Here is a 23,169-nt window from a genome sequence, read left to right on the forward strand (position 1 = left end):
GAACGACCCGCGGGACGGCTCGGTGGTGTCCCACTTCATCTCGTTCTCCGGGGTGATCATGTTGAACTCCCGGTCGAGGATGGTGGAGTACGTGGAGTCCCCGAGCCTGCCCGAGGCCACCGCCGTACCGAAGTAGCGGCCACTGCCGGCCGCCGCACCGGCCAGGGGCAGCGCGCGGGACGTCGGCGTGAACGCGGCCTGAGCGACCAGCGGTACGGCAGCACCCACGGCGGCGAGGACGACGGCGGCGGCGACCACGCGGCGGGTCGTAGGACGGCGGCGATGAGAACGTTTCTGATCCGGCAAAGACTTGTCCTTCTGGCGCAGGGGGCATCGATCTCGGCCCCGGTTACCCGTCAGTTGCCGCCGATCAGGAGAAGGTTGCCGTCAGCGGGGAGGAATCGTCCGCCGAGCCGGAGGTCTGCGCAGGCGACGACGAAGCCCTGCCCATGCGTCGGCTCCAACCGAGGGGCCTGCGTCGGGGTTGATCGACTCCCGCGCCTTCAGGAATGACGGTGAGCGTGCACTCGGTGGCGGCCCGGGGTGGTCAGGCAGCCGCGCCGTGCAGCAGGATCGAGATGATGAAGTCCGGGGCCTGGCGGGAGCCCATGTCGCCTTCGAGTGTCAGCTCCCAGGCGGTCTCGGCCAAGCCGCAGAATGTCGAGGCCAGCCAGGTGGCGGGCATGTCCTTGCGTAGCAGTCCGGCGTCCTGGCCGCGTTTGATGAGCTTGACGGTCCGGCTGAAGATCTTCTCGGCTCGCTTGCTGGCCTTGGGGACACCCAGGACGTCGGGTTCGACGTAGACGAGGTTCCACAGCTGGGCGAACGGCGGGTAGTCGGCGATGAGCGCCGTCAGGATCTGTTCCATGGGGGCGGTGTCGGCCTCGGCCCGGGTCAGGGTCCGGTCGCAGTCGTCGAGGATCTTCTCGGCCATCGCCTGCACCAGGTCCTGGCGGGTGGGGAAGAGGCGAACCAGGGTCGCCCGGCTGATGCCCACGTGTGCGGCGATGGCCTGCATCGAGGCCGCCCGATCCTTGGCGAGGATCGGGATGGCCGACTCCAGTACTTCTGCCGCGTCGGTACGCATCGTCGCGCCAAGCCCCCAATGCCTCTATTGACACACTGCTGTATCAAAGTATCCTCTGCTGTATCAGCCTCATTGTACTGAAGGGGCGGGTTGTCGCTGGTCGGCGTCCACCAGGCATGCGCCTGTGGACCCGCAAGCCGACGGCCGCCGCCGTGCATGAGGCGGTCCCCGACCGGAGGGGGCGCCCCCTGAAGCCTTCGCGGCTTCCCCGCCCACGGGCAGCTCGACGAGCGCAACGGAGCGTTCGGCGACAGTCTCCTGTCAGCCCGTGTCAGAACGCAGATCGGTTAACAGCCATGACGATGCATCGCCGGCGCTTCCTGAAGAGCGTGGGCCTGGGACTGCCCAGCCTCGCCCTCCTCGCCTCCCTCTCCGCCTGCGACGACAACGGGGACGAGAGCGGCACGCCGGGTCCGTCCGGGCGCAAGAAGGTGATCGTCGTCGGCGCCGGGATCAGTGGCCTTGCCGCCGCTCGCCACCTGGCCGACAAGGGACACGACGTATCGGTGCTCGAAGCGCGGGACCGGATCGGCGGGCGCGTCTGGACGAGCCGGAAGTGGTCCGGTGTGCCGCTCGACCTCGGCGCGTCGTGGATCCACGGCATCGACGAGAACCCGATCACCGATCTGGCCGAGAAGGCCGGCGCGCGGACGGTGGTGACCGACCCCGAGAGCTCCAGTGACTACCTCGCCGGCGGCCAGAAGGTCGAAGGCGCCCAGGCTCAGGCGCTCCAGCGCTGGCAGAAGGACACCGCCGAGGCGCTGGCCTCCTACCAGGACGACGACAAACAGGACGTCTCGGTCCGCAGCGCCGTTCAGGACGCGCTGGGCTGGTCCCACCTCCCGGACGGCGACAAGACCCTGATCTCCTACGCGCTGAACGACTACGAGCACGAGTACGCGGGCAGCGTCGACCAGATGTCGGCTCTCCACTTCGACGACGACGCCAAGGTCAAGGGCAAGGACGTGCTGTTCCCGGACGGCTACGGCGCCGTCACCGACTACCTCGTCAAGGGACTGTCCGTGCAGACCGGACAGGTCGTCCAGCAGGTCGACTGGAACTCCGGCGGCGTGACGGTCACCACCGACAAGGACACCTTCCAGGCGGATCACGTGGTGGTGACCCTGCCGCTGGGCGTGCTGCAGAGCGGGGCGGTCAGGTTCGGCCCCGGCCTTCCGGCGGACAAGCGCACCGCCATCGACAAGCTCGGCATGGGGGTGCTCGACAAGTGCTACCTGCGCTTCCCCAAGGTGTTCTGGCCGGACACCGACTGGCTGACCTACGTTCCGAACCTGGACCGGTACGGGCAGTGGGAACAGTGGATCAACATCGACCGCGCCGCCGGCCAGCCGGTGCTGCTCGGCTTCAACGCCGCCGACTTCGGCCGCACGGTCGAAGGCTGGAGCGACTCCCAGATCGTCGATAGCGCCATGGGAACGCTGAGAACCATGTTCGGTGCCGACATCCCCCAGCCGGTCGATTTCCAGATCACCCGCTGGGCGTCCGACCCGTACGCGCGGGGCTCATACTCGTTCGTGAAGGTCGGTGCCACACCCGCCACGCGCGACCAACTGGCGGCAGGCGTGGACGGCCGAGTGCACTTCGCCGGCGAGGCAACGCACCGCCAGGACCCGGCCACCGTCCACGGTGCCTACCTGTCGGGCATCCGCGCGGCCAAGGAAATCGCCGGCTGACACGGCCGACCCCGCGACGAACCCCGGTTGTGCCCCTAGCCCGCGCGGGGCACAACCGGGGTTCGTCCACCAGGACCCCGCCGGGCGCCCGGCGACGCACGCGGGACGGTACGCTCCCTGCCGTTGCCCACCCCCCCCGGACGCACCAGCGGCGGCGTGCCCGGGCGCACGCCGCAGTCCGCGCGCGCCCCTCCTGGCCGGCCGCACCGACCCACGCACAGTCGGGACGGGACCGCCGCAGACAGCGACCGCGTCCGGCTGTCAAGCCGCTGCGATTCCAAGGCCGGCGCACGCCAGAGTTGCGCCCCTCGCCGCCCCACCCGCACGACCGCTGGGAGCCAGCATGACCGCACAGCCCTTCGGCGCCACAGCGCCCTCGGCCTTCCAGGAGTTGGCCCCGGACGACCCTCACGAGGTCGCCGGCTACCGAGTCCGCGCGCGGCTCGGCGCGGGCGGCATGGGCCGCGTCTACCTCGCCTACACCCCCGGCGGGCGCCCGGTCGCACTCAAGGTGGTCCGGCCCGAACTCGCCGAAGACCCCGTGTTCCGCCACCGCTTCGCCCAGGAGGTGGCCAGCGCCCGGCGGATCCACGGCCTCTACACCGCCCAGGTGGTCGACGCCGGAACCGACGCCACCACCCCCTGGCTGGCCACCACCTACGTGCCGGGCCCCTCCCTCCAGCAGATCGTCGACCGCCACGGCCCGTTGCCCGAACGCACCCTTGTGCTGCTGATGGCCGGCATCGCCGAGGCATTGCAGGCCATCCACGCCGCCGGCGTCGTCCACCGCGACCTCAAGCCCGGCAACGTCATCGTTGCCGCCGACGGCCCCCGCGTCATCGACTTCGGCATCGCCCGCGCCGCCGACGCCAGCCCGCTGACCGGCACCGGTCTGTGCATCGGCTCGCCGGGCTACATGGCGCCCGAACAGGCCCTCGCACTGACCGTCACCCCGGCGACCGACATCTTCGCCCTGGGCGCCCTGACCGCCTACCTGGGCTCCGGCGCACCCCCCTTCGGCGCACGACCAGAGCCCGCCACCCTCTACCGCGTGGTGCACGAGGAACCCGACCTCACCCACCTGCCCCTCGGAGTGCGCGACCTGGTCCGGTTCTGCCTGGCCAAGAACCCCGAGGACCGGCCCGGTACCGCATGGCTGATCGAAGCCGCCCGCCACCATCCCGCCACCGGCGGCGAACTGCGCTTCTGCGACGGCTGGTTGCCCCGGCAGGTCAGCAGCGAACTCCACCGCCACAGCGACCTGCCTCGCACTGCGGTCCCGCCCGCCACCGTCCTTGACCATGCGCCCGACCCGGCGGTGGCCGACGCCCCCACCGCATGGGCCCTGCCCGCTCCGACCCCCACCCACATCGAGCCGACCCCGGCCGAAGGCCCGACCACGAGCGCCGCACGACGGTGCACCCGCTCCGCGCTCCTGGCGACCGGCGCCCTGCTCATCGGCGCCGCAACCACCTTCGGCCTGCTCAACTCCGACGACGCCGACGACGCCAGCGACCGGAACACGGCCGCCGCTCTCCCCCCGACGGCCACCACCACGCCCCCTTCCGCCCCGGCGCAGTCGACCACGGTCCCCGGATACACCGCCGTCTACACGAACCTCGAACTCGTCTCCCCCGACCGTGACCACGAGTTCGACCTCAAGGCCGGGAAAGTCACCCAGGACACCGTCACCTGGTACCTGGGCCGCCAGCCCGGCGCCTTCTACATCCCAGAAGACAGCAACGCCTACATCGCGCCGACCGGACCCCTCACCCTGCCCGACTGCCTCAGGGGCATCGACACCCAGCCCACCGGCATCCTGCCCTTCACCACTGTGACTGCTGACCGCAGCTTCTGCGTCCGCTACCCGGGAGGCCAGGACATCGCGGTGATCCACCCGCTCACCACTTCCGACGACGGCCCGGTCAAGGTATCCGTCACCTACTACCGCCGCACCGCCTGACGGGCCCGAACCCCCTGAAAGGGCGCCTGGACCAGGCTCGACACCACCGTCTCACCCGCCTGCCGGCCGGCCGGAGCACACGAGTCCTGTCCTCCACGGCTTGGAGGCGACCACACGGGCCGCATCGCGGCCCCGGGCCCTCGCGCCGAGTGCGAGGAATCCCGTTGCCGGTTCACGGCAGGGCCGACCGGCCTCGCGCGAGGTCCGCTGGGCCCTACCGCCCCCGGGTCCTCCCCGACAGACTGGATCCGCAGCGCCGGTCACCGGCATGCTGGATCCGGGACGAGGAGGCGAGCCATGTCCGCCCCATCCGCCGGTCGGGCGCATGGCCACCTGGAGGACCTTCGGGCGCGACGTCCGCCGCGCCTTCGGCAGGGAGCCCAGCGCCGTGCCGATCCAGGTGGACGACCACGGCGGCGACACCGCCTCCGCGCCTCCGAAGGACGCGGGCGTGGCAGCGAACGCCACCCTGTCGGACTCGGCACCCTCGCCATGACCTGGCTCGTGGCCGAGGCCGGCTACGCGCGCCGCCGCCGCACGCCGGACCGGCGGCCCGAGCGCACCCGGGAGCCCGAGTGGGAGCAGGTCGAGCCGCGGTGGTCCGGCCGGAGCCGGCGCCACACGGAGGGCGGGCAGCGGTGAAGGCCGTCGACCTTCAAACAGCCGGGCGTATCGAGACGGTACTGCTCGCGGTCACCACGGCCGCCCTGATCGCGGGCGGCGTCGCCTTCTTGGCGGGAGCTCACGCCGCCGCCGACGTCGCCTGGGCCCTGGGAGCGGCGGCCGCGATCGGACCGGCCGTGGGCTGGGTGGTCGCGGCGCTGTGCCGCAAGCACCTCGGGGTCGACCTGATCGCCGTCCTGGCCCTGGTCGGCACCCTGGCCGTAGGTGAGTACCTGGCCGGCGCGCTGATCTCCGTGATGCTGGCCACCGGCCGGAGCCTGGAGTCCGCCGCCCAGCGCCGGGCCTCCCATGACCTGCGGGCCCTGCTGGAGCGGGCGCCGCGCTCCGCCCGCCGTCGTGAGGGCGGGACCTTCCGGACGGTGCCGCTGGCCGAGGTCGCCCCGGGCGACCTGCTGCTGGTGGGCCCCGGTGAGGTGGTCCCGGTGGACGGGGAACCGGTCGGCGCGGCGACGCTCGACGAGTCGGCGCTGACCGGGGAGGCGGAGCAGGTCGAACGCGCGGCGGGGGAGCAGGTGCGCAGCGGGGTGGTCAACGCAGGCCCCGCGTTCGAACTCCGTGCCGCCGCGACCGCAGAGAAGAGCACCTACGCGGCGATCGTCCGGCTGGCCCGCGAAGCGGGCGCGGAGAGCGCACCGGTCGTTCGGATCGCCGACCGCCTTGCCGCCTGGTTCCTGCCGCTCGCGCTGGCTGTCGCGGCGCTGGGCTGGCTGTTGGGCGGCACGGCCGAGCGAGCGGTCGCGGTCCTGGTCGTCGCCACCCCGTGCCCGCTGCTGCTGGCTGCCCCGGTGGCCGTCGTCTCGGGCCTGGCCCGTGCCTCCCGCCGAGGCGTGCTGGTCCGCGACGGCCGGGCGCTGGAGGCCCTCGGGAGGGCCCGGACCCTGGTGCTCGACAAGACCGGAACGCTCACGGCCGGGCACCCTCGGGTGCTGGCCGTGGCCACGGCACCGGGCCGGGAGCCCGCCGAGGTGCTGCGGCTGGCCGCCTCACTGGACCAGGTCTCCCCGCACGTGCTCGCCGAGGCCCTGGTACGCGAGGCGCGGCGGCGCGACCTCGCGCTGGCGCTGCCACAGGACGTGGTGGAGGAGCCCGGACGCGGGGTCGACGGCGTGGTCGAGGGCCGGCGCCTTCGTGTCGGCCGGGTCGACCTGCCCGCCGAACCGCCGGCCTGGGCACGTACCGTCCGCAACCGGGCCGCCCTGGACGGCGCGGCAGTCGTGTGGCTGACCGTGAACGGCGAGCCGGCCGGTGCGGTACTGCTGCACGACCCCGTCCGCCAGGACACCCCGCGCACCCTTCGGCGGCTGCGCGAGGCCGGGCTGCGGAGGCTGGTCATGCTCACCGGCGACCACGAGCGCGCCGCCCGGGAGGTCGCCGCCGTACTCGGGCTGGACGGAGTCGCCGCCCGCCAGAGCCCTGCGGACAAGGTCGCCGCCGTGCGCGCGGAACGGGCCCGAGCCGTCACCGCGATGGTGGGTGACGGCGTCAACGACGCCCCCGCGCTCGCCGCCGCCGATGTGGGCGTCGCCATGGGCGCGCGCGGCTCCACCGCCTCCTCCGAGGCAGCCGACATCGTGCTGACCGCCGACCGGCTGGACCGTCTGGCCGACGCCATGGAGACCGCCGTACGGTCCCGCCGGATCGCTTTGCAGAGCGCGCTCGGCGGGATCGCCCTTTCCCTGGCAGCCATGGCGGTCGCCGCGTTCGGCTATCTCCCGCCCGCCGTCGGCGCGTTGCTGCAGGAGGCGATCGACGTCGCGGTGATCCTCAATGCACTGCGCGCCCTCACCCCGGGCCGAGCCGCCCGCAAGCACCTGGAGCCCGCCACCGAGGAACTGCTCCAGCGCTTCTCCACCGAGCACGAGGACCTGCGCGAGGCCCTCGACGTGCTGCGGGACGCCGCCGACCTCGTCGCCGCCGGCGACCGCACCGACGCCCTGGTGGCCGTACGCCGTGCCCACGCCGTGCTCGCCGAGCGGATCCTTCCGCACGAGGAGGCCGAGGAGCACCAGCTCTACCCCGCACTCAGCGGGCCGCTCGGCAGCGCCGAGGCCACCGCCACCATGAGCCGCACCCACGCCGAGATCGCCCGCCTCGCCCGGCGGATCGCCACCCACCTCGAACAGGCCGAGGCCGACGGTGGCCTGCGGCCCGAGCAGGTCGACGACCTGCTCGGCACCCTCTACGGCCTGCACGCGGTGCTGCGCCTGCACTTCGCCCAGGAGGAGGAGAACTACTTCTCGTTGACCGGCTGAGTCTGCAAGGCTCGCGGTTCCCGGGCTGATCCGTCGGGCAGCCCGAAGACGACGGCCTTCCAGCGGCCGGCGAGCCGAACGGAGGGGTGGCCGTCGCGTTACGGCTGCCCGCGGTAGTGGTCGCGCCAGATCAGGCGGTACACCCTCGTCCAGCGCGGAATCGACCGGACTCCGGGGATGAACGGCACCAGGACGAGGGCGAGGCTGAGCACCGCCATCAGTGCCCAGATGAGGGCGTCCGCGTTCGTCGAGGTCTTGAACGGGTCGATCTGGTACCAGAACGTGTACAGCCACAGCCAGGCCTGCCCGGGGTAGTTCCCGGTCTCGTTCATCATGCCCCACTGGTCGCCGGCCAGGTGCTGGGCGGTGGCCTGGTCGGCCAGGTAGGAGCCGTCGGCGAGGAAGAGCGTCGGGTGGGTGTAGTCGGTCTGGTAGAAGCCCCCTTGGGCCAGTAGTTGGCCGTCGAGGCCCCCGGCCTGGGCGAGCGTGAGCAGACGGCCGGTCAGCTCCGGGACCGGGCCGTAGTCGCCGGGGGCGACCTGGGCCGGATCGCCGTCCGGGGCCTTGCCGAGTGCGTCGGTGTAGGCGGAGGTCCAGGCCTGCTGCCGGTCGGCCGGCGCCGCGGTCCAGGCCGCGAGTGCGGCGGTGACGTCCGGCGGTTCGGGGGCCTGGCGCAGCGGACGCAGCACGAAGTCCTCGGCCGTGTCGACCGGGATGCGGACCCCGCCGGCCCGTTGCAGGCCGACCGGGCCGATCTTCTGGCCGGCGCCCGGGGTGTGGTTGTACGGCGGGCCGTACTGCGCCGTCGTGCTGGTGCCGCCGAGTTCGGCGACCGCGGTGGCGGTGAAGTCGTTGGGGGCGGCGGCCGCCCACGAGGCGAGGGTGATCGGCTTCTCGTCCGGGGAGGAGAACAGCGCGGCGAGGCCCGCGGTCAGCACCGCGACCACGACCAGCGCGATGGTGAACTCCTTGAGCAGGTCGTAGGGGCGGGTGGGGAACGTGTCGGACCCGGGCTCGGCCGCCCGGCGCTCGCGCGGGCTCACGGCCGGGCCTCGGGCGCGGCGGGCCGCTCGTCCGGGTGCCGCACGGCGGCGTCGATCGGGGGGACGATGCCCCGGCGCCGGACCAGCAGGACGTGCCAGGCCGTCAGCAGGCCCAGGACCAGCGGCAGCAGCACGATGTGCCACATCAGCATCTGGCCGAAGTCCAGGACGTTGAACCACGCCCCGATGCCGACCGAGTTGAGGCCGTCCTTGGCCTGGCCCGAGATCCACTGCGAGTCGAAGTTCTGCTGCACCAGGTAGCCGGTGAACGCCGCGCCGATCGAGGTGAGGAAGCAGACCGCTCCGGTCATCCACGTCATCGCCCGTCGACCCCGCCAGGCGGCCATGAAGAACTTGCCCCACAGGTGGATCACCATGACGAACATGAACAGCTCCACGCTCCACAGGTGGAGGCTGTTGACGTACTTGCCGACGCTGGAGGCGTGCCACCAGCCCGGGCCCGCCAGCGCGAGCACGCATCCGGTGGCCACGACCACGACCAGGGATGCCACGGTGAGCACACCGAAGACGTAGATCCACGAGGCCATGTAGGCGGGCTGGCTGTCGGGCAGCAGCTTCTCCGGGGGCAGGGTGCGCACGGCATACCTGCGCACCGCGCCGGTCCACCCGCCGGAACGGGCGAGATCCTCCGCCGGGTACCCGGACGGCGAGCGGGAGTCGCTCATCGGCGTCCGCGCCCCTTGGGGAACGGCAAGAGCACGGCGGCTGCGAAGACCAGCACCATCAGGCCGATGACCACCAGGTTCGCCACCGAGATCTGCACCACGCCCCAGTGGACGTAGTGCCCGGTGTGATCGAGGTCGATGGGCGCCGCCAGCGCGGCGTGCGTGCGTGTCACTGTCATTGCCGGCTCCTTCCAGAGCTGATCCGCCGCCAGTCTCACCCTGGGTGATGCCACCGGCACGCCGGCGATGAGCCGAACGGCGCACCTGAAGTCGGTCACGCTCCTCCGCGGGTACCGGGGTTCAGGCCTTTCGGTGGGCCGCGGGACCGCGGTGCGGCGCGAGGTCTTTCACGATCCGTCGGACGAGTGGCTCCACGGTGGCCGCGACCGGGGTCGACAGCCCGGTGCCCAGGCTGGTGTCGGCTCCTTCGACGGCGTAGACGACCAGCCGCCCCGGCAGGCGGCCCAGCACGCGGGCGAGCTCGACGGCCTCGCCGAGTCCGAGCCCGTGGGAACTCGTCGCTCCGCCGGCCGGGGACAGCCCTTCGGTGTCGAGCTCCAGGCGGTGGACACGGCCGGGGAGCCCGGGGTGGGCGTGCGCCGCGTCCACCACGATGGCCAGGACGGCACCCTCCCAGAGGCCGATCAGCCGGGCGGGGTCGCCGTCGGACACCGCCAACGCCGTCCCGGCCGGCAGCGGCTGCCGCTCCGCGCCCTCGGCCAGCCGGGCCACGACTGCCCAGCCCACACCGTCGTCACGCCGGAAGTCGTTCCCGACACCGATGACGACGATCCGCGAAGCGACGTCCATGGTGCCCCTCTCTCCCCGCACCTCCCGCCTGCCAGCCCTTCCGGGCCGCCATGGGGCTCGCACAGGGGAAGGACTACGCCACCTGGACCACACCGCCGACCGTCGTCGCCCGCCCCGTCGCCTGTCCTGCCCATACTGAGCCGGAGGGCACCGGCATCGGCGTACGGAGGTCGGCGGATGGTGGACGACGACGGCACCGTGGCGGTGATCGACAAGGGCGGCCTGGACGCACTCATCGCCGTCCTGGCCGGACGCGGCCGTACGGTCGTCGGGCCCACCGTCCGCGACGGGGCGATCGTCCTCGCCGAGATCTCAGGGGGCGCGCAGCTCCCGTACGGCTGGGGGGTCGAGCTGGAAGCCGGAACCTATCGGCTGGTTGCCCGCGAGGACGGTGCGGCATTCGCGCACAGCGCGGGCCCGCAGTCCTGGAAGACCTTCCTGCACCCGCCACGGGTTCGGGAGTGGTCCGCCGACCGCACGGCCGACGGCGAGCTGGTGGTGACCGGGGACGCGACACCGCCACCGTCGTACGCCTTCCTCGGGGTGCGCCCGTGCGACCTGCGGGCCATCGCCGTGCAGGACCGGGTGCTGACCGGCGGCCGGTACGCCGATCCGGCGTACCGGGGGCGCCGGACCGGGGCGTTCCTGGTGGCGGTGGAGTGCACCGAGCCGGGGGCGACCTGCTTCTGCGTGTCGATGGGGACCGGTCCGGCGGTGGGCCCCGGCTACGACCTGGCGCTGACCGAGGTGCTCGACACCGACGGCCACCGCTTCCTGGTACGGGCCGGGAGCGAGGAAGGCGAGACGGTCCTCGCCGAACTGCCGCGCCGCGCCGCGGACCCGACCACACGCTCCGCAGCCCGGGACCGGGTCGCCGAGGCGGCGGACCGGATGGGCCGGTCGATGCCGCCCGTGGACCTCCAGGCGCTGATGCGCGAGACCCTGGACGCCGAGCGCTGGGACGACGTGGCGGCCCGTTGCCTGACCTGCGGCAACTGTACGATGGTCTGCCCGACCTGTTTCTGCACCACCGCCGAGGACGTCACGGACCTGACCGGCGATCACGCCGAACGGTGGCGGCACTGGGAGTCCTGCTTCGACCGGGACTTCACCCACCTGCCGAGCGGCCCGGTCCGCGACTCCCCGCGCAGTCGCTACCGTCAGTGGGCCACCCACAAACTCGGCACCTGGTACGACCAGTTCGGCAGTTCCGGATGCGTCGGCTGTGGGCGGTGCATCGTGTGGTGCCCGGTCGGCATCGACATCACCGAGGAGGCCCACGCGCTGAACCGGGAACGTGCCCGGGGACTGGGGGAGGGAGCGGGATGACGGTCGTCCGTCAGGGCTTCCTCGGCGCCCTCGCGCCCGGCCACCGCGCCCGCCTGCTCGCCTTCGCGCGCGAGGAGTCCTTCCCCGGCGGCACCCGCATCTTCGAGGAGGGCGGTACGGCCGATCGGTTCTGGGTCGTCCGCTCCGGGTCGGTCGCGCTCGACGTCCATGTCCCGGGCCGCCGCGCGGCCGTCGTGGAGACTCTGGGGGAAGGCGAACTGCTGGGCTGGTCATGGCTGTTCGAGCCGCACCGTTGGCACCTGGGCGCGCAGTGCCGCGATGACGTCACGGCGTACGAGTTCGACGCGGGGCCGGTCCGCGTGGTCTGCGACGAGGACCCCGTCTTCGGCCTGGCGGTGACGCAGGGCGTCGCGCAGGTGATCGCCCGCCGCCTGAAGGCGACCCGCACCCGCCTGTTGGACCTGTACGGGCCACCTGGGAGCAGCGGGGGGACGTCATGACCGTGCCCGTCCCCTACCGGGTGGTGGCACGCCGGGCGGACACGCCTGACACCGCCACGATCGTCCTGGAGCCCGTCCGCGAGGCTCTCCCGCCCTTCGCCTCAGGGCAGTTCGCGATGGTGTACGCCTTCGGCGTCGGCGACATCCCGCTCTCGGTCTGCGGGATCGACGGCGACCGCCTGACCCACACCGTCCGCGCCGTCGGGGCGGTCTCCGGCGCGCTGCACGGCCTGCGGCCCGGCCTCACGGTCGGGGTGCGCGGACCCTTCGGCACCGGCTGGGAGCTGCCCGAGGCGGCAGGGCGCGACCTGCTGGTGGTGGCCGGGGGCATCGGTCTGGCGCCATTGCGACCGCTCGTCCTGGCCGCGCTCGCCGCACCCGGGCAGTACGGGCGGCTGAACGTCCTGGTCGGAGCACGGGCACCCGGCGAACTGCTCTACCCCGACGAGCCCTGGCAGGCGGCGGCCCGGGTCCTGACCACCGTGGACCGCCCCGACCCCGCATGGACGGGCGAGGTCGGCGTGGTCACGACCCTGATCGACCGGGCCGCCTTCGACCCGCTGCGGACAACGGCGTTCATCTGCGGCCCCGAGCCGATGATCCGGGCCGCCGCCGCCGACCTGGTGGACCGTGGTGTCGACCCGGACCGGATCCGGGTCTCGCTGGAGCGCACCATGCACTGCGGCACCGGTCACTGCGGTCACTGCCAGCTCGGCCCCCTGCTGCTCTGCCGCGACGGCCCCGTCGTCAGCTGGAGCCGTGCCGAACCCCTGCTCATTGTACGGGAGTTGTAGCGTGCCCATCGACGACCGGTCCACCGACGACGTGCCGACGGTCACCGACCGGCGTCCGAAGCTCGCCGTGTGGAAGTTCGCCTCCTGCGACGGTTGCCAACTCACCCTGCTGGACTGTGAGGACGAACTCCTCGGCATCGCCGAGAAGGTCGACATCTCGCACTTCCTCGAAGCATCCAGCGCGATCGGGCCGGGCCCGTACGACCTGTCTCTGGTCGAGGGCTCGGTGACCACCGCGCAGGACGTCGCGCGGATCCGGCACGTTCGCGCGGTCTCCAGGCGCCTGGTGACCATCGGCGCCTGCGCGACCGCCGGCGGCGTCCAGGCGCTGCGCAACTACGCCGACGTCACCGAGTTCCAGGCCGTCGTCTACGCCAGGCCCGACTATGTCGCCACCCTCGCCACCTCCACACCGATCGGAGCCCACGTTCCCGTCGACTTCGAGCTGCGCGGCTGCCCGATCGACCGGGGCCAGCTGCTGGAGGTCATCACCGCCCACCTGGCCGGGCGCAAGCCCGGCGTGCCGGAACACAGCGTGTGCTTCGAGTGCAAGCAGCGCGGCACGACCTGTGTGACGGTGGCTCACGGCACGCCCTGCCTCGGCCCGGTCACCCACGCCGGCTGCGGCGCGCTGTGCCCCACGTTCGGGCGCGGCTGCTACGGCTGCTTCGGCCCCTCCGACTCCACCAACCTCCCCGCCTTCGTTCCGCTGCTGCGCCGCGACGGCATGGACACCCTGGACGTGGTGCGGGTGCTGCGCACCTTCAACACCGCCGCGGAGGAGTTCGACGCGGCCTCCCGCAGGGAGGAGCTTCGGTGACCCACCGCGGATCAAGGGTGCTGCACGTCGGTTCGCTCGCCCGGGTGGAGGGTGAGACCGCGCTGCACCTGGATCTGGACGGCGAGCGGGTCACCGAGGTCCGGCTGGCGATCTACGAACCTCCGCGCTTCTTCGAGGCGTTCCTACGCGGACGCTCCTACGGCGAACCTCCTGACATCACCTCCCGCGTCTGCGGGATCTGCCCGGTCGCCTACCAGTTGAGCGCCTGTCGCGCGGTCGAGGACGCCTGCGGCATCGTGCTGGACGGGCAGCTCGCCGCACTGCGCCGACTGCTCTACTGCGGCGAGTGGATCGAGAGCCAGACCCTGCACGTCCACCTGCTCCACGCCCCCGACTTCCTCGGCCGCGACAGCGCCATCGAGCTGGCCCGCACCCACCGTGCCGACGTCGAACGCGGGCTGCGCCTCAAACAGGCCGGCAACGCGATCCTCGAACTGCTCGGCGGCCGGGCCATCCACCCCGTCAACGTCCGCCTCGGCGGCTTCCACCGCATCCCGACCGTCGCCGAGCTGCGGCCCCTGGCGGCGAGGTTGCGTCGGGCGCGGGACGACGCCGCGCAGACCGTGCGCTGGGTGGCAGGCTTCGAGTTCCCCGACGCCGGGTGCGACCACGACCTGCTCGCCCTGGCCCAGCCCGGTACCTACGCCATCGAGTCCGGCACGCCCACCGTCATGCCGGCCCCGCACACCGCCGACCTGAGCCCGGGCAGCGACCGCGCGCTGCCCACCCGCACCTTCGCCGTCCAGGAGTTCGGCGACCACGTCGTCGAACACCAGGTGCCGCACTCCACCGCCCTCCACTCCGAGCTGGACGGCCGGCGCCACCTGACCGGCTCGCTCGCCCGCTACGCCATCAGCGGCCGCTGGCTCTCCCCGCTCGCCCTCCAAGCCGCCCAGGACGCCGGCCTCGGCGACCCCCGGCAGGGCGCGGTCTGCCGGAACCCGTTCCGCAGCATCGTCGTGCGCGCCGTCGAGGTGCTCTACGCCGTCGACGAGGCGCTGCGCCTGATCGACGCATACGAGCCCCCGGCACGGTCCCACATCGACGTGCCCCCGCGCGCCGGCACCGGCCACGGCGCGACCGAGGCACCGCGCGGCCTGCTGTACCACCGCTACACCCTCGACGCGAAAGGGACCGTCACCGACGCCTCGCTGGTCCCGCCCACCGCGCAGAACCAGGGGGCGATCGAGGAGGACCTGCGCCGCCTGGTCCAGGAGCGCATGGCGGTCGGTGAGCCCACCGACGCCGAACTGACCGCCTTGTGCGAACGGGCGATCCGCAACCACGACCCGTGCATCTCCTGCTCGGCCCATTTCCTCGACCTCACCGTCGACCGGACCGGACCCGCCCGCTGACGTCACCCATCGTGGCGAACCGGACAGTCCCGGGCACGGCCACGGCCCGGCGCGGGGGCGGTCGTGATCGGGGAGGGCGTCGTGGACCGTCCCGGTCCGGTGGTGGCGCGCACGGCGCTGAGCGGCACCCGAGTCGTCGACCTGCCCATCGGCGAGCGGCTTCCCCGGATCTGCCGAGCCTCAGCCGGCAGATCCGCCTCCTCCCGTGTCGCCCTGGTAGCCGGTCAGGTCGAGGATCTCGTCCACCGGTCGGCGTGGGGTGGCCGCGCCGGGCGGGCCGTAGCCGAGGCGCAGGACCAGCTGGACGTGCTCGGGTGCGTCGTCGGGGCCGCGCAGGTGCCAGCGGGTCTCGGCGTACTCGACGGCCTGGTGCAGGACCGAGACTCGCAGGCCGTGTGCGGTGGCGAGCAGCCACACGTGTTCGAGGGCCTGCCCGGTACGCAGCCAGTCCTCCGGGTGGTCGGCCGTGGTGCTCAGGGTGCACAGCTGGGGCAGTGCTTCGAAGCGTTGCGGTGCCGTGGTGGGGGTGGTGCGCGGGTCCGGGGTGAAGGTGCGCATGGGGACGCGGGTGTCGGGGTCCTGCGGGCCGAGGGCAGTGGCCGGGATGCCGTCGGTGGCCGCTTCCTCGACGCGCAGCCAGCTGCGCGTCTCGGCCACCTTGGCCAGGTCGGAGGCGATGCGCTGTTCGGCCTCGGCGGTGACGGTCAGGACGCGGCGTACGGCGTCCTCTTCCAGCAGAACCAGGGTGACGCCCTCGTCCCGGGCCGCCGAGATGAGTTCGCCGATCACCGTTTCCGGTACGTCACGGTTGGCGAACGGCTGGCGGCTGGAGTGGCGCTGCTGGATGGAGGCGTAGAGGTCGTGTCCGAACGGGCGTCGGGGAGCGGGCTGGGAGAGGTCGATCTCGGCGAGCAGGTGGGGATCGGCGCTGTCGGGGATCAGCCGCACGCGGGCGTCGCGGCCGAGCCGGCCGGCGGCGACGCGCAGGTTGAAGACGGCGGCGCCGACGGAGATGTGCAGGGCTCGGCCGAAGGGGTCGGTGACCGGTACTGCGCGCTCCTCGTCGCCGTACACCAGGACTGCGCGCGCATCGGGTGCCGGGCGGAAGCGCCACGGCTGGCTGTTGTGGATGGAGGGCGCCGCACCGGCGGTGGCGGTCAGCAGCCGCAGGTCGTCGAGGGTCAGTGCCGGCTCGGTCATGGCCGAACGACCCCCTGCGTCGTGTCCAGCTGGTCCGAGTCCCGGTCGGTGGCCGGGCTCGGTGCGGGGCAGGCGTGGTCCCCGCATCGGTACTGCGGCACGATCGCCACTCGCAGATTCGGCACGGCAACCGCCTCCTCGACGCATCACTACCTCCATCCATCATGACCCGCCCGCCGCCACGAGCGCGGGCCCACCGGTGCTCCTTGCCGAGGGCCGGTCTGCCCTGCCCGGTCGGGGTCCCGTTCACCCTGACGAGATGACCAGCGCCGACCGTCCTGAGAACACCGTTCCGTTCCCGCAAGCTCGCTGGCATCTGTCATGACCTACCAACGACGCCGTCACGGTCCGTTACCGCCAGTGACGAGACGGGGCCGATCGCGAGACGGAGCCGTTGGCTGCTGGACATGCCTGGACGCGGCGTTCCGGCCCTGCGGGTGTCTGCGTGAGGCGCGCCAGGCCGGCTCCGGCCAAGCGAGCCCGGGGGAACACGAGTGCCAAAGGCCGGACACGTCCGGGTGACGCCATTGCTGCATACGGGTGATGATCGTCCGGGGCTCCCGCCGAGGGTGGTTTGGATGGCCGCATGATCGTTTCAGGAGGGGTGGGGACCACTGTTGGCCCCGTCGGCGTGTCCGATGTCCTTGTTCCCGTGCACCGGGCCATCGCTCGGGTGGCGCATCGTGACCCGGACCGGCCGGCCGTCGTGGAAGAGCAGGGCGGGAGTTGTACGTATCGCGAAGTCGCCTGCTGGGCCGGAGAGTTGGCGGATCGGTTGCGGGAGGCCGGGGTCGGCCCGGGGTCGGCGGTGGCGCTGCGGCTGCCGCGCTCGGCGCGGCTGGTCGCTTCGCTGCTCGCGGTCTTCGAGGCCGGGGGCGCCGCGGTGGTGCTGGATCCGCGCACGCCGGCGGAGCGGCTGGCGGCCATCGAGACCGACGCGGGATGCGCGGCGGTGATCGTCCCCGCCGAGGAGTCCGCCCAGCCGGGGGATCTGCCGGCCATCGCCGTGCCTGCTCGCCCCGATGCGATCCGCGGTGCGTCGCCGGTGCCGGCCGTGACCGGTCCGGACGACGAGCTCGACCGCGTCGCTTGTGTGTTCTATACCTCGGGTTCGACCGGCCGCCCCAAGGGCGTGCAGGTCACCCACCGCAACCTGGGGCGCTTCGCCGCCGACCCGCGCTGGGACGGGCCGGGCCACCGGGTCACGGCACTGGTGTCCGCGCTGGGCTTCGACGCGCTGAGCCATGACCTGTGGCTGTCGCTCACCAGGGGCGGGACAGTGGTCGTGCCGGCCGAGGACCGGGTGGACGCGCACCGGCTGGCCGCTCTGGTCGCCGCGCACGGCGTCACCGGGGTGTTCCTCACCACCGCCTGGTTCAACCAGATCGCCGTCGACGAACCGCAGGCGCTGCGCGGGCTGCACACGGTCCTCACCGGCGGCGAGGCTGCCGACGCGCAGGCGTTCGCCCGGGTCCGGGCGGCCTGCCCGCAGTTGGTCCTCGGTCACGTCTACGGCCCCACCGAGTGCACCACCTTCACCACGCATCACCCCCTGCCGCCCGGACGGCCGGTGCCCGCCGGACGGGTGCCGATCGGCACCGGCCTGGACGGGGTCACCGTGCGGCTGCTCGGCCCGGACCTTGACGAGGTGGCCGCCGGCGAGCCCGGTGAGGTGTACGTGGCGGGGGAGCAGGTCGCCCGGGGATACCTGGGGCGGCCCGGCCTGACGGCGGAACGTTTCGTCCCCGATCCGTATGGTCCGCCAGGCGCTCGCATGTACCGCACCGGCGACCTCGCCGTACGGGGAAGCGGCGGTGCGCTGGAGTATCTGGCCCGCGACGACGACCAGGTCAAGATCCGCGGCCACCGGGTCGAGCCGGGCGAGGCGCGCGCCGCCCTGGCGGCCCTGCCCGGGGTGGCACAGGCGGTCGTGGTGGCGCGCGATGGGCGGCTGGTCGGCTACGCGGTCCCTGAACGGGACCGGCCAGGGCTGACCGGAGAAGCACTCCGTGCGCAGCTGAGCCGGCTGCTGCCCGAGTACCTGGTGCCGGCCGCCGTGCTTCTGCTCCACGACATCCCGCTGACCGTCAACGGCAAGGTGGACCGGGCGGCCCTGCCCGCACCCGTGGCGGCGCGCAGCGGCGCCGGGGTGCCGCGCACACCGGCCGAGCGGGCGCTGTGCGCGGCGTTCGCGGAGGTGCTCGGCCTGCCCGCCGCAGCCACCGAGGACGACTTCTTCGCCCTCGGCGGCGACAGCATCACCGCGATGCGCCTGGTCAGCCGGGTCCGCCGGGAGAACGTGGCGATCAGCTCGCAGGACGTCTTCCGGCTGCGCACCCCCGGCGCCCTGGCCACCGCAGCGCAGGCGGCGGCCCCGGCCGCCGACCTGTGGCACCGGTCCGCCACCGGCCGCCTGGGCCTGCCGCCGATCGCGCTGTGGCTGCGCGAACAGGGCGAGGGCGTCGACGAGTTCGTCCAGTCCGTGCTGGTCGAGACGCCCCGCGGCCTGGAGCGCGGAGCGCTCGTGACGGCCCTGCAGACGGTGCTCGACCGGCACGACGCCCTGCGCACCCGGCTGCCCGAGCCGTCGCCGCAGGCCGTGTGGCAGCCCGAGGTGCTGGCGCCGGGCGAGGTGGACGCGGCCGGTCTGCTGGACGTCGTGGACGTGCGGGTATCGGCGCACGCGCCGTCGGCGCGCACGGTGCAGGAGGCGGTGGAGCGCGCGATGAGGTCGCTGGACCTTCCCGCCGGGCGCCTGCTGCGCGCGGTGTGGTGGGACGCGGGCCCCGAACGGCCGGGCCGCCTCCTGCTGGCCGTGCACCACCTGGTGGTCGACGGCGTCTCCTGGCAGGTGCTGGTACAGGACCTGGCCCGGGCCGCCGAGGACCCCCAGGCGCTGGGCAGCTGGGGATCGGCCACCCCCTACCGTCAATGGGTGCAGGAGCACAACGCCCGGGCCGACAGCGCCGAGGTACTGGCCACCCTGCCGCACTGGCAGGCGGCGAGCGTCCCGGCCACCACCCCCTGGCCCGCGCGCGGACCCCTGGATCCGGAGGTGGACGTCATCGCCACCTCCCGCACCATGGAGTCCGTCCTGCCTCCCGAGGTGGGCCGGGCCCTGCTCACCACCGCCCCGGCCCACTTCGGCGCCACCCCCCAGGAACTGTTGCTGACCGCGCTGACGGTGGCCGCGGCCAGGTGCGGCCGTTCACGGACCCTGGTGCTGGACACCGAAGGCCACGGCCGCACCGCCGCAGCGGCCGGTCCGGTCCTTGACGTCTCCGCCACGGTCGGCTGGTTCACCTGCATGTTCCCGGTCCGGCTCCAGTGCCCCGCCGCGGCAGCCCGCCGCGCCACCGACCCGGGTGACGAGGCCACGGCCCTGACCGAGGCCGTTCATGCCGTGCGCGAACGGTGGCAGCAGGTGCCGCAGGACCGCGCCTCCTACGGGCTGCTGCGCCACCTGCACCCCCAGGCCGCCACCCTGCTGTCCCGCGCACCCGGCCGACCGGTGCTCTTCAACTACCTGGGCCGGTACGCCGTTCCCGGCCGCGACCCCTGGCCGTACGCGGCCGAGGCTCCCGTGCTGGGCATCCACCGCGCCGGTCGGCAGCCGCTGTCCCACCCACTGGAGATCAACGCCGTCGTCGACGAACGCACCGGCGAACCACGGCTCACCGCCCTCTGGCGCTGGTCCGCGCGACTGGTGGACGACCGCGACGCGGCGGAGCTGGCCGCACAGTGGGCCGACGTCCTCACCACGCTCGCCCGTACAGCGCAGGCCGGCGTGCACACGCGCGTGCCCGCCCAGCGCGAGGGGGAGCAGTGGCCCTGCTCCCCGCTCCAGGAAGGACTGCTCTACCACGCCCACCGCGGCGAGGACACCGCCGACCCGTACCACGTGCAGACCGTCCTCGACCTGGAAGGACCGGTCGACGCGCCCGCCCTGCGCACGGCACTGTCCGCGCTCACCGCCCAGCACCCCGCGTTGCGCGCCCGGTTCCGCTGGGACTGCCACGGCCGGGCCGTGCAGACCGTGCCCGACACGGTCGACGTCCCCGTGCGCGAGGTCGACCTCACCGGCCTGCCGGAGACCGACCGGGAACCGGCCGCCGACGTGGAAACCCGCCGGGACCGGCACGAGCCGTTCGACCTGGCCGTGGCACCGCTGCTGCGGGCCGTCGTGCTGCGCCTGGACGAGCGGCGCTCCCGGCTGCTGCTGAGCTACCACCACATCCTCATGGACGGCTGGTCGATGCAGGTGGCCCTGGCCGACCTGGCCGACCTCTACGGGCAGGCCGCCTCGGGCACGGTGCCCACACCCGCCGCCCGGTCCTCCGCCCTCGCCTACCTGCGCCACGTCGCCGACCAGGACACCGCGCTGGCGGCCAAGACCTGGCGGACCCTCCTCGACGGGGTGACCGAACCGACCCTGCTGACCTCCCCGGGCCGGGAGCACCACGGCCGCCCGCACACGGTGCTGCTGGAACTGGCCGCCGAGCACACCACGGCCCTGCGCGCCCGGGCCCGCGAGCGGGCGCTGTCGCTCAACACCCTGGTCCTGGGGGCCTGGGCGCTGGTGCTGGCGCAGCTGACCGGCCGCACCGACGTGGTCTTCGGCACGGTCGTCGCCGACCGGCCCCCGCACCTGCCCGGCATCGAGTCGATGGTCGGCCTGATGAACAACGCGGTGCCGGTACGCGCGGACACCACCGCGGCCGGCGACCGCGCCGGACTGCTGACGGCCCTGCAGGACCAGCGCACCGACATGATGCCGCACCAGCAGCTCGGCCTGGCCGAGATCATCCGGGCCGCCGGGCTGCGCGAGCTCTTCGACACCGTCGTGGTGCTGGAGACGTACACCGACGCGTTCGCCACGGCGTGGGGCACGGATCTGCGGGTGACGTCCAGTCGGGTCGAGAACGGCACGCACTACGCGCTGTGCCTGCTGGTCTCCCCGGGTGACCGGATCACGGTGCGGGTCCAGTACCAGCCGGGACGCCTGACCGAAGACGGTGCGCGGCAGATCGGCGAACGGTTCCTGGCGGCCCTGGAGGCTCTGACCTCGGACCTGTCCGTACCGGCCACGCACCCGCTCGCCTCCGCGACGACGACCCGGCCCGCAGCACCGCGGCCGCGACGGCTGTCCATCCCGACACCGGTGCTGGACAGGTTCGCGGCACAGGTACAGGCATCCCCCGGGCACCCGGCCGTGGTGGACGGCGCCGGGGCGCTGGACTACCGCGGCCTGGACGCGGCCTCCGACCGGCTCGCCCGTGACCTGGCCGTCCGGGGCATCGGCGCCGAGGACGTCGTCGCACTGTGCCTTCGGCGCGGCCGGGACGCGGTGGCCGCGATGCTGGCCGTCCTCAAGGCCGGTGCCGCCTACCTGTGGCTCGACCCGCGCCACCCGGCAGCCCGGGTGGCGGCCCTGGCCGCCGAAGGGCGCCCGGCCCTGCTCCTCCAGCACGCCGAGTTCGACCAGGCACTGGCCCTGATCCCGCCCGGCCTGCCCCGGATGCGACTGGAACCGCACCAGGTCTCGCCCGTGCCGCTGCCCGCCACCGACCGCGTCCGCCCGGACCGGCTACCCGGCCACCCGGCCTACGTGGTGCACACGTCCGGAACCCAGGGCGTGCCCAAAGCCGTGGTGATGCCCGGCGCGGCGCTGGACCGGCTGGTGGACTGGCACGCGCAGCGCTTCCCCGCCGAATCCGGCGCGGTGACCGCCCAGTTCACCTCGATGGCGTTCGACGTCGCCACCCAGGAGGTCCTCACAGCGCTGTGCACCGGACGCACCCTGGCCGTCCCGGACGCGGACACCCGCGCCGACGCCGCCGCCTGGACCGCCTGGCTGCGCGCTCACCGGGTCACCGAACTCTTCGCACCCACCCCCGTGCTGGCCGCGCTGTGCGAGTTCGCCGACGGACAGCGCGAGCCGCTGCCCGACCTTCGGCACCTGGTGCAGGCCGGCGAGGCGCTCGTCGTCGGACCGCAGCTGCGCGAGCTGTGCGCCGCCGGCGGCAAGCGCCTGCACAACCACTACGGCCCGGCCGAGACCCATGTGGTGACCGCGGGAGAGATCGGCGGCAAGCCGGCCGACTGGCCCGCGCGGCCCGGTATCGGCAGCCCGGTGCCCGGCTCGCGGGTGATGCTGCTGGACTCGGGGCTGAGCCCCGTCCCGGACGGGCTGACCGGCGAGCTCTACCTGGCGGGCGACCAGCTGGCCCGCGGCTACCTGGGCCGCCCGGCCCTGACCGCGGCGAGGTTCGTCGCCGACCCGTGGGGGCCGCCCGGCTCGCGGATGTACCGCACCGGCGACCTCGCCCGCAGGCTCCCCGACGGCACGCTGGAGTTCACCGGCCGGAACGACGACCAGGTCAAGATCCGCGGGCACCGGATCGAACCCGACGAGGTCCGAGCCGCCCTGGCAGCCCTGCCCGGCGTGGTGCAGGCCGCCGTGGTGGCCGGACCGGACGGCCGCGGCGGCAAGGAGCTGACCGGCTACGCGGTGGGTTCACCGCACACCGGTGCGCCCCTGGACGGAGTCACACTGCGGGAGCAGCTGGCACGGGTGCTGCCGGACTTCATGCTTCCCGGCCGGATCATGGTGCTGGACCGCATGCCGCTGACCGTCAACGGCAAGGTGGACCATCGGGCCCTACCCGCACCGAGGCGCGAACCGGCTCTCCTTCGGGAGCCACGCACGCCCGCCGAACGCGTGGTCACCGAGGCGTTCGCCGACGTCCTGGGCCTGGAACGGGTCGGAGTGGACGACGACTTCTTCCACCTCGGCGGGCACTCCCTGCTCGCCGCCCGCCTCCTCCAGCGCCTGCGGGAGCGGCTCAACCCGGCGGCCACCCTGGCCCAGGTCATGCAACGGGCCACCCCGGCCACCATGGCCGCAACGCTCGCACCCGCAGCGGACGCCGCCGCACCCGCGGACGCCTGACGTCACCGGTCCCGGCCC

The 23,169-nt window shown here is 73.4% G+C and carries 18 protein-coding genes; 11 read left to right on the plus strand and 7 right to left on the minus strand.

Annotated elements, in window-relative coordinates; translation table 11 throughout:
• The coding region (locus PUR71_RS18690; RefSeq protein ID WP_329928168.1) for an endo-1,4-beta-xylanase at positions 1-258 on the minus strand (258 nt) is incomplete at its 3' end.
• A 289-nt stretch (positions 259-547) separates the two neighbouring features.
• Entirely contained in the window at positions 548-1,087 is a 540-nt protein-coding gene (locus PUR71_RS18695) for a TetR/AcrR family transcriptional regulator (RefSeq protein ID WP_329928169.1), read from the minus strand.
• Positions 1,088-1,383: 296 nt separating this feature from the next.
• Here PUR71_RS18695 and PUR71_RS18700 point away from each other — a divergent pair, with 296 nt between their 5' ends.
• The 5 genes from PUR71_RS18700 (at position 1,384) to PUR71_RS18720 (ending at position 7,680) form a co-directional block, all read left to right on the plus strand.
• Entirely contained in the window at positions 1,384-2,781 is a 1,398-nt protein-coding gene (locus PUR71_RS18700) for a flavin monoamine oxidase family protein (protein ID WP_329928170.1), read from the plus strand.
• A gap of 343 nt (positions 2,782-3,124) precedes the next feature.
• Positions 3,125-4,744, plus strand: a complete 1,620-nt coding sequence (locus tag PUR71_RS18705) for a serine/threonine-protein kinase (protein WP_329928171.1) — start codon at positions 3,125-3,127, stop codon at positions 4,742-4,744.
• 325 nt (positions 4,745-5,069) lie between these two features.
• Positions 5,070-5,240 carry a hypothetical protein gene (locus PUR71_RS18710; RefSeq protein ID WP_329928172.1) on the plus strand — a complete coding sequence of 57 codons (171 nt, stop codon included), beginning with the start codon at positions 5,070-5,072 and terminating at the stop codon, positions 5,238-5,240.
• A complete protein-coding gene (locus PUR71_RS18715) occupies positions 5,237-5,386 on the plus strand; it encodes a hypothetical protein (protein ID WP_329928173.1) in 150 nt (49 codons plus the stop codon). Before PUR71_RS18710 ends, PUR71_RS18715 begins: the two co-directional genes overlap by 4 nt.
• The gene (locus PUR71_RS18720; RefSeq protein WP_329928174.1) at positions 5,383-7,680 is read left to right on the plus strand and encodes a heavy metal translocating P-type ATPase; all 2,298 of its coding nucleotides are present in this window, start codon (positions 5,383-5,385) and stop codon (positions 7,678-7,680) included. The genes PUR71_RS18715 and PUR71_RS18720 overlap by 4 nt, the downstream gene beginning before the upstream one ends.
• A 98-nt stretch (positions 7,681-7,778) precedes the next feature.
• On the opposite strand, the gene PUR71_RS18725 is transcribed toward PUR71_RS18720, so the two are convergent.
• The 4 genes from PUR71_RS18725 to PUR71_RS18740 form a co-directional block, all read right to left on the minus strand.
• Positions 7,779-8,723 (minus strand): hypothetical protein, encoded by a 945-nt coding sequence (locus tag PUR71_RS18725; protein ID WP_329928175.1) that lies wholly within the window; start codon positions 8,721-8,723, stop codon positions 7,779-7,781.
• On the minus strand, positions 8,720-9,409 hold the full coding sequence (locus PUR71_RS18730) for a cytochrome b N-terminal domain-containing protein (RefSeq protein ID WP_329928176.1): 690 nt from the start codon (positions 9,407-9,409) through the stop codon (positions 8,720-8,722). Before PUR71_RS18730 ends, PUR71_RS18725 begins: the two co-directional genes overlap by 4 nt.
• The gene (locus PUR71_RS18735) at positions 9,406-9,588 is read right to left on the minus strand and encodes a hypothetical protein (protein ID WP_329928177.1); all 183 of its coding nucleotides are present in this window, start codon (positions 9,586-9,588) and stop codon (positions 9,406-9,408) included. The genes PUR71_RS18730 and PUR71_RS18735 overlap by 4 nt, the downstream gene beginning before the upstream one ends.
• 121 nt (positions 9,589-9,709) lie before the next feature.
• Positions 9,710-10,219: a hydrogenase maturation protease gene (locus PUR71_RS18740; RefSeq protein ID WP_329928178.1), complete on the minus strand. Its 510-nt coding sequence runs from the start codon at positions 10,217-10,219 to the stop codon at positions 9,710-9,712.
• Positions 10,220-10,396: 177 nt separating this feature from the next.
• On the opposite strand from PUR71_RS18740, the gene PUR71_RS18745 reads away from it, so the two are divergent.
• From PUR71_RS18745 to PUR71_RS18765, 5 genes are read left to right on the plus strand one after another with little or no spacing between them, the layout of a single operon-like run.
• Positions 10,397-11,548: a 4Fe-4S dicluster domain-containing protein gene (locus PUR71_RS18745; protein ID WP_329928179.1), complete on the plus strand. Its 1,152-nt coding sequence runs from the start codon at positions 10,397-10,399 to the stop codon at positions 11,546-11,548.
• Positions 11,545-12,009 carry a cyclic nucleotide-binding domain-containing protein gene (locus PUR71_RS18750; RefSeq protein WP_329928180.1) on the plus strand — a complete coding sequence of 155 codons (465 nt, stop codon included), beginning with the start codon at positions 11,545-11,547 and terminating at the stop codon, positions 12,007-12,009. The genes PUR71_RS18745 and PUR71_RS18750 overlap by 4 nt, the downstream gene beginning before the upstream one ends.
• Positions 12,006-12,803 carry an FAD/NAD(P)-binding protein gene (locus PUR71_RS18755; protein ID WP_329928181.1) on the plus strand — a complete coding sequence of 266 codons (798 nt, stop codon included), beginning with the start codon at positions 12,006-12,008 and terminating at the stop codon, positions 12,801-12,803. The genes PUR71_RS18750 and PUR71_RS18755 overlap by 4 nt, the downstream gene beginning before the upstream one ends.
• 1 nt (position 12,804) lies before the next feature.
• A complete protein-coding gene (locus PUR71_RS18760; protein ID WP_329928182.1) occupies positions 12,805-13,623 on the plus strand; it encodes an oxidoreductase in 819 nt (272 codons plus the stop codon).
• A complete protein-coding gene (locus PUR71_RS18765) occupies positions 13,620-14,999 on the plus strand; it encodes a Ni/Fe hydrogenase subunit alpha (RefSeq protein ID WP_329928183.1) in 1,380 nt (459 codons plus the stop codon). Before PUR71_RS18760 ends, PUR71_RS18765 begins: the two co-directional genes overlap by 4 nt.
• A gap of 180 nt (positions 15,000-15,179) precedes the next feature.
• Here the strand turns inward: PUR71_RS18765 and PUR71_RS18775 are convergent, their stop codons facing one another.
• Positions 15,180-16,199 carry an Acg family FMN-binding oxidoreductase gene (locus PUR71_RS18775; RefSeq protein WP_329928184.1) on the minus strand — a complete coding sequence of 340 codons (1,020 nt, stop codon included), beginning with the start codon at positions 16,197-16,199 and terminating at the stop codon, positions 15,180-15,182.
• Between the two features lie 586 nt (positions 16,200-16,785).
• On the opposite strand from PUR71_RS18775, the gene PUR71_RS18780 reads away from it, so the two are divergent.
• On the plus strand, positions 16,786-23,151 hold the full coding sequence (locus PUR71_RS18780) for a non-ribosomal peptide synthetase (RefSeq protein WP_329928185.1): 6,366 nt from the start codon (positions 16,786-16,788) through the stop codon (positions 23,149-23,151).
• The last annotated feature ends 18 nt before the right edge of the window (positions 23,152-23,169 follow it).

It is taken from the genome of Streptomyces sp. SP17BM10, assembly GCF_036322405.1.
GTDB lineage: Bacteria > Actinomycetota > Actinomycetes > Streptomycetales > Streptomycetaceae > Kitasatospora.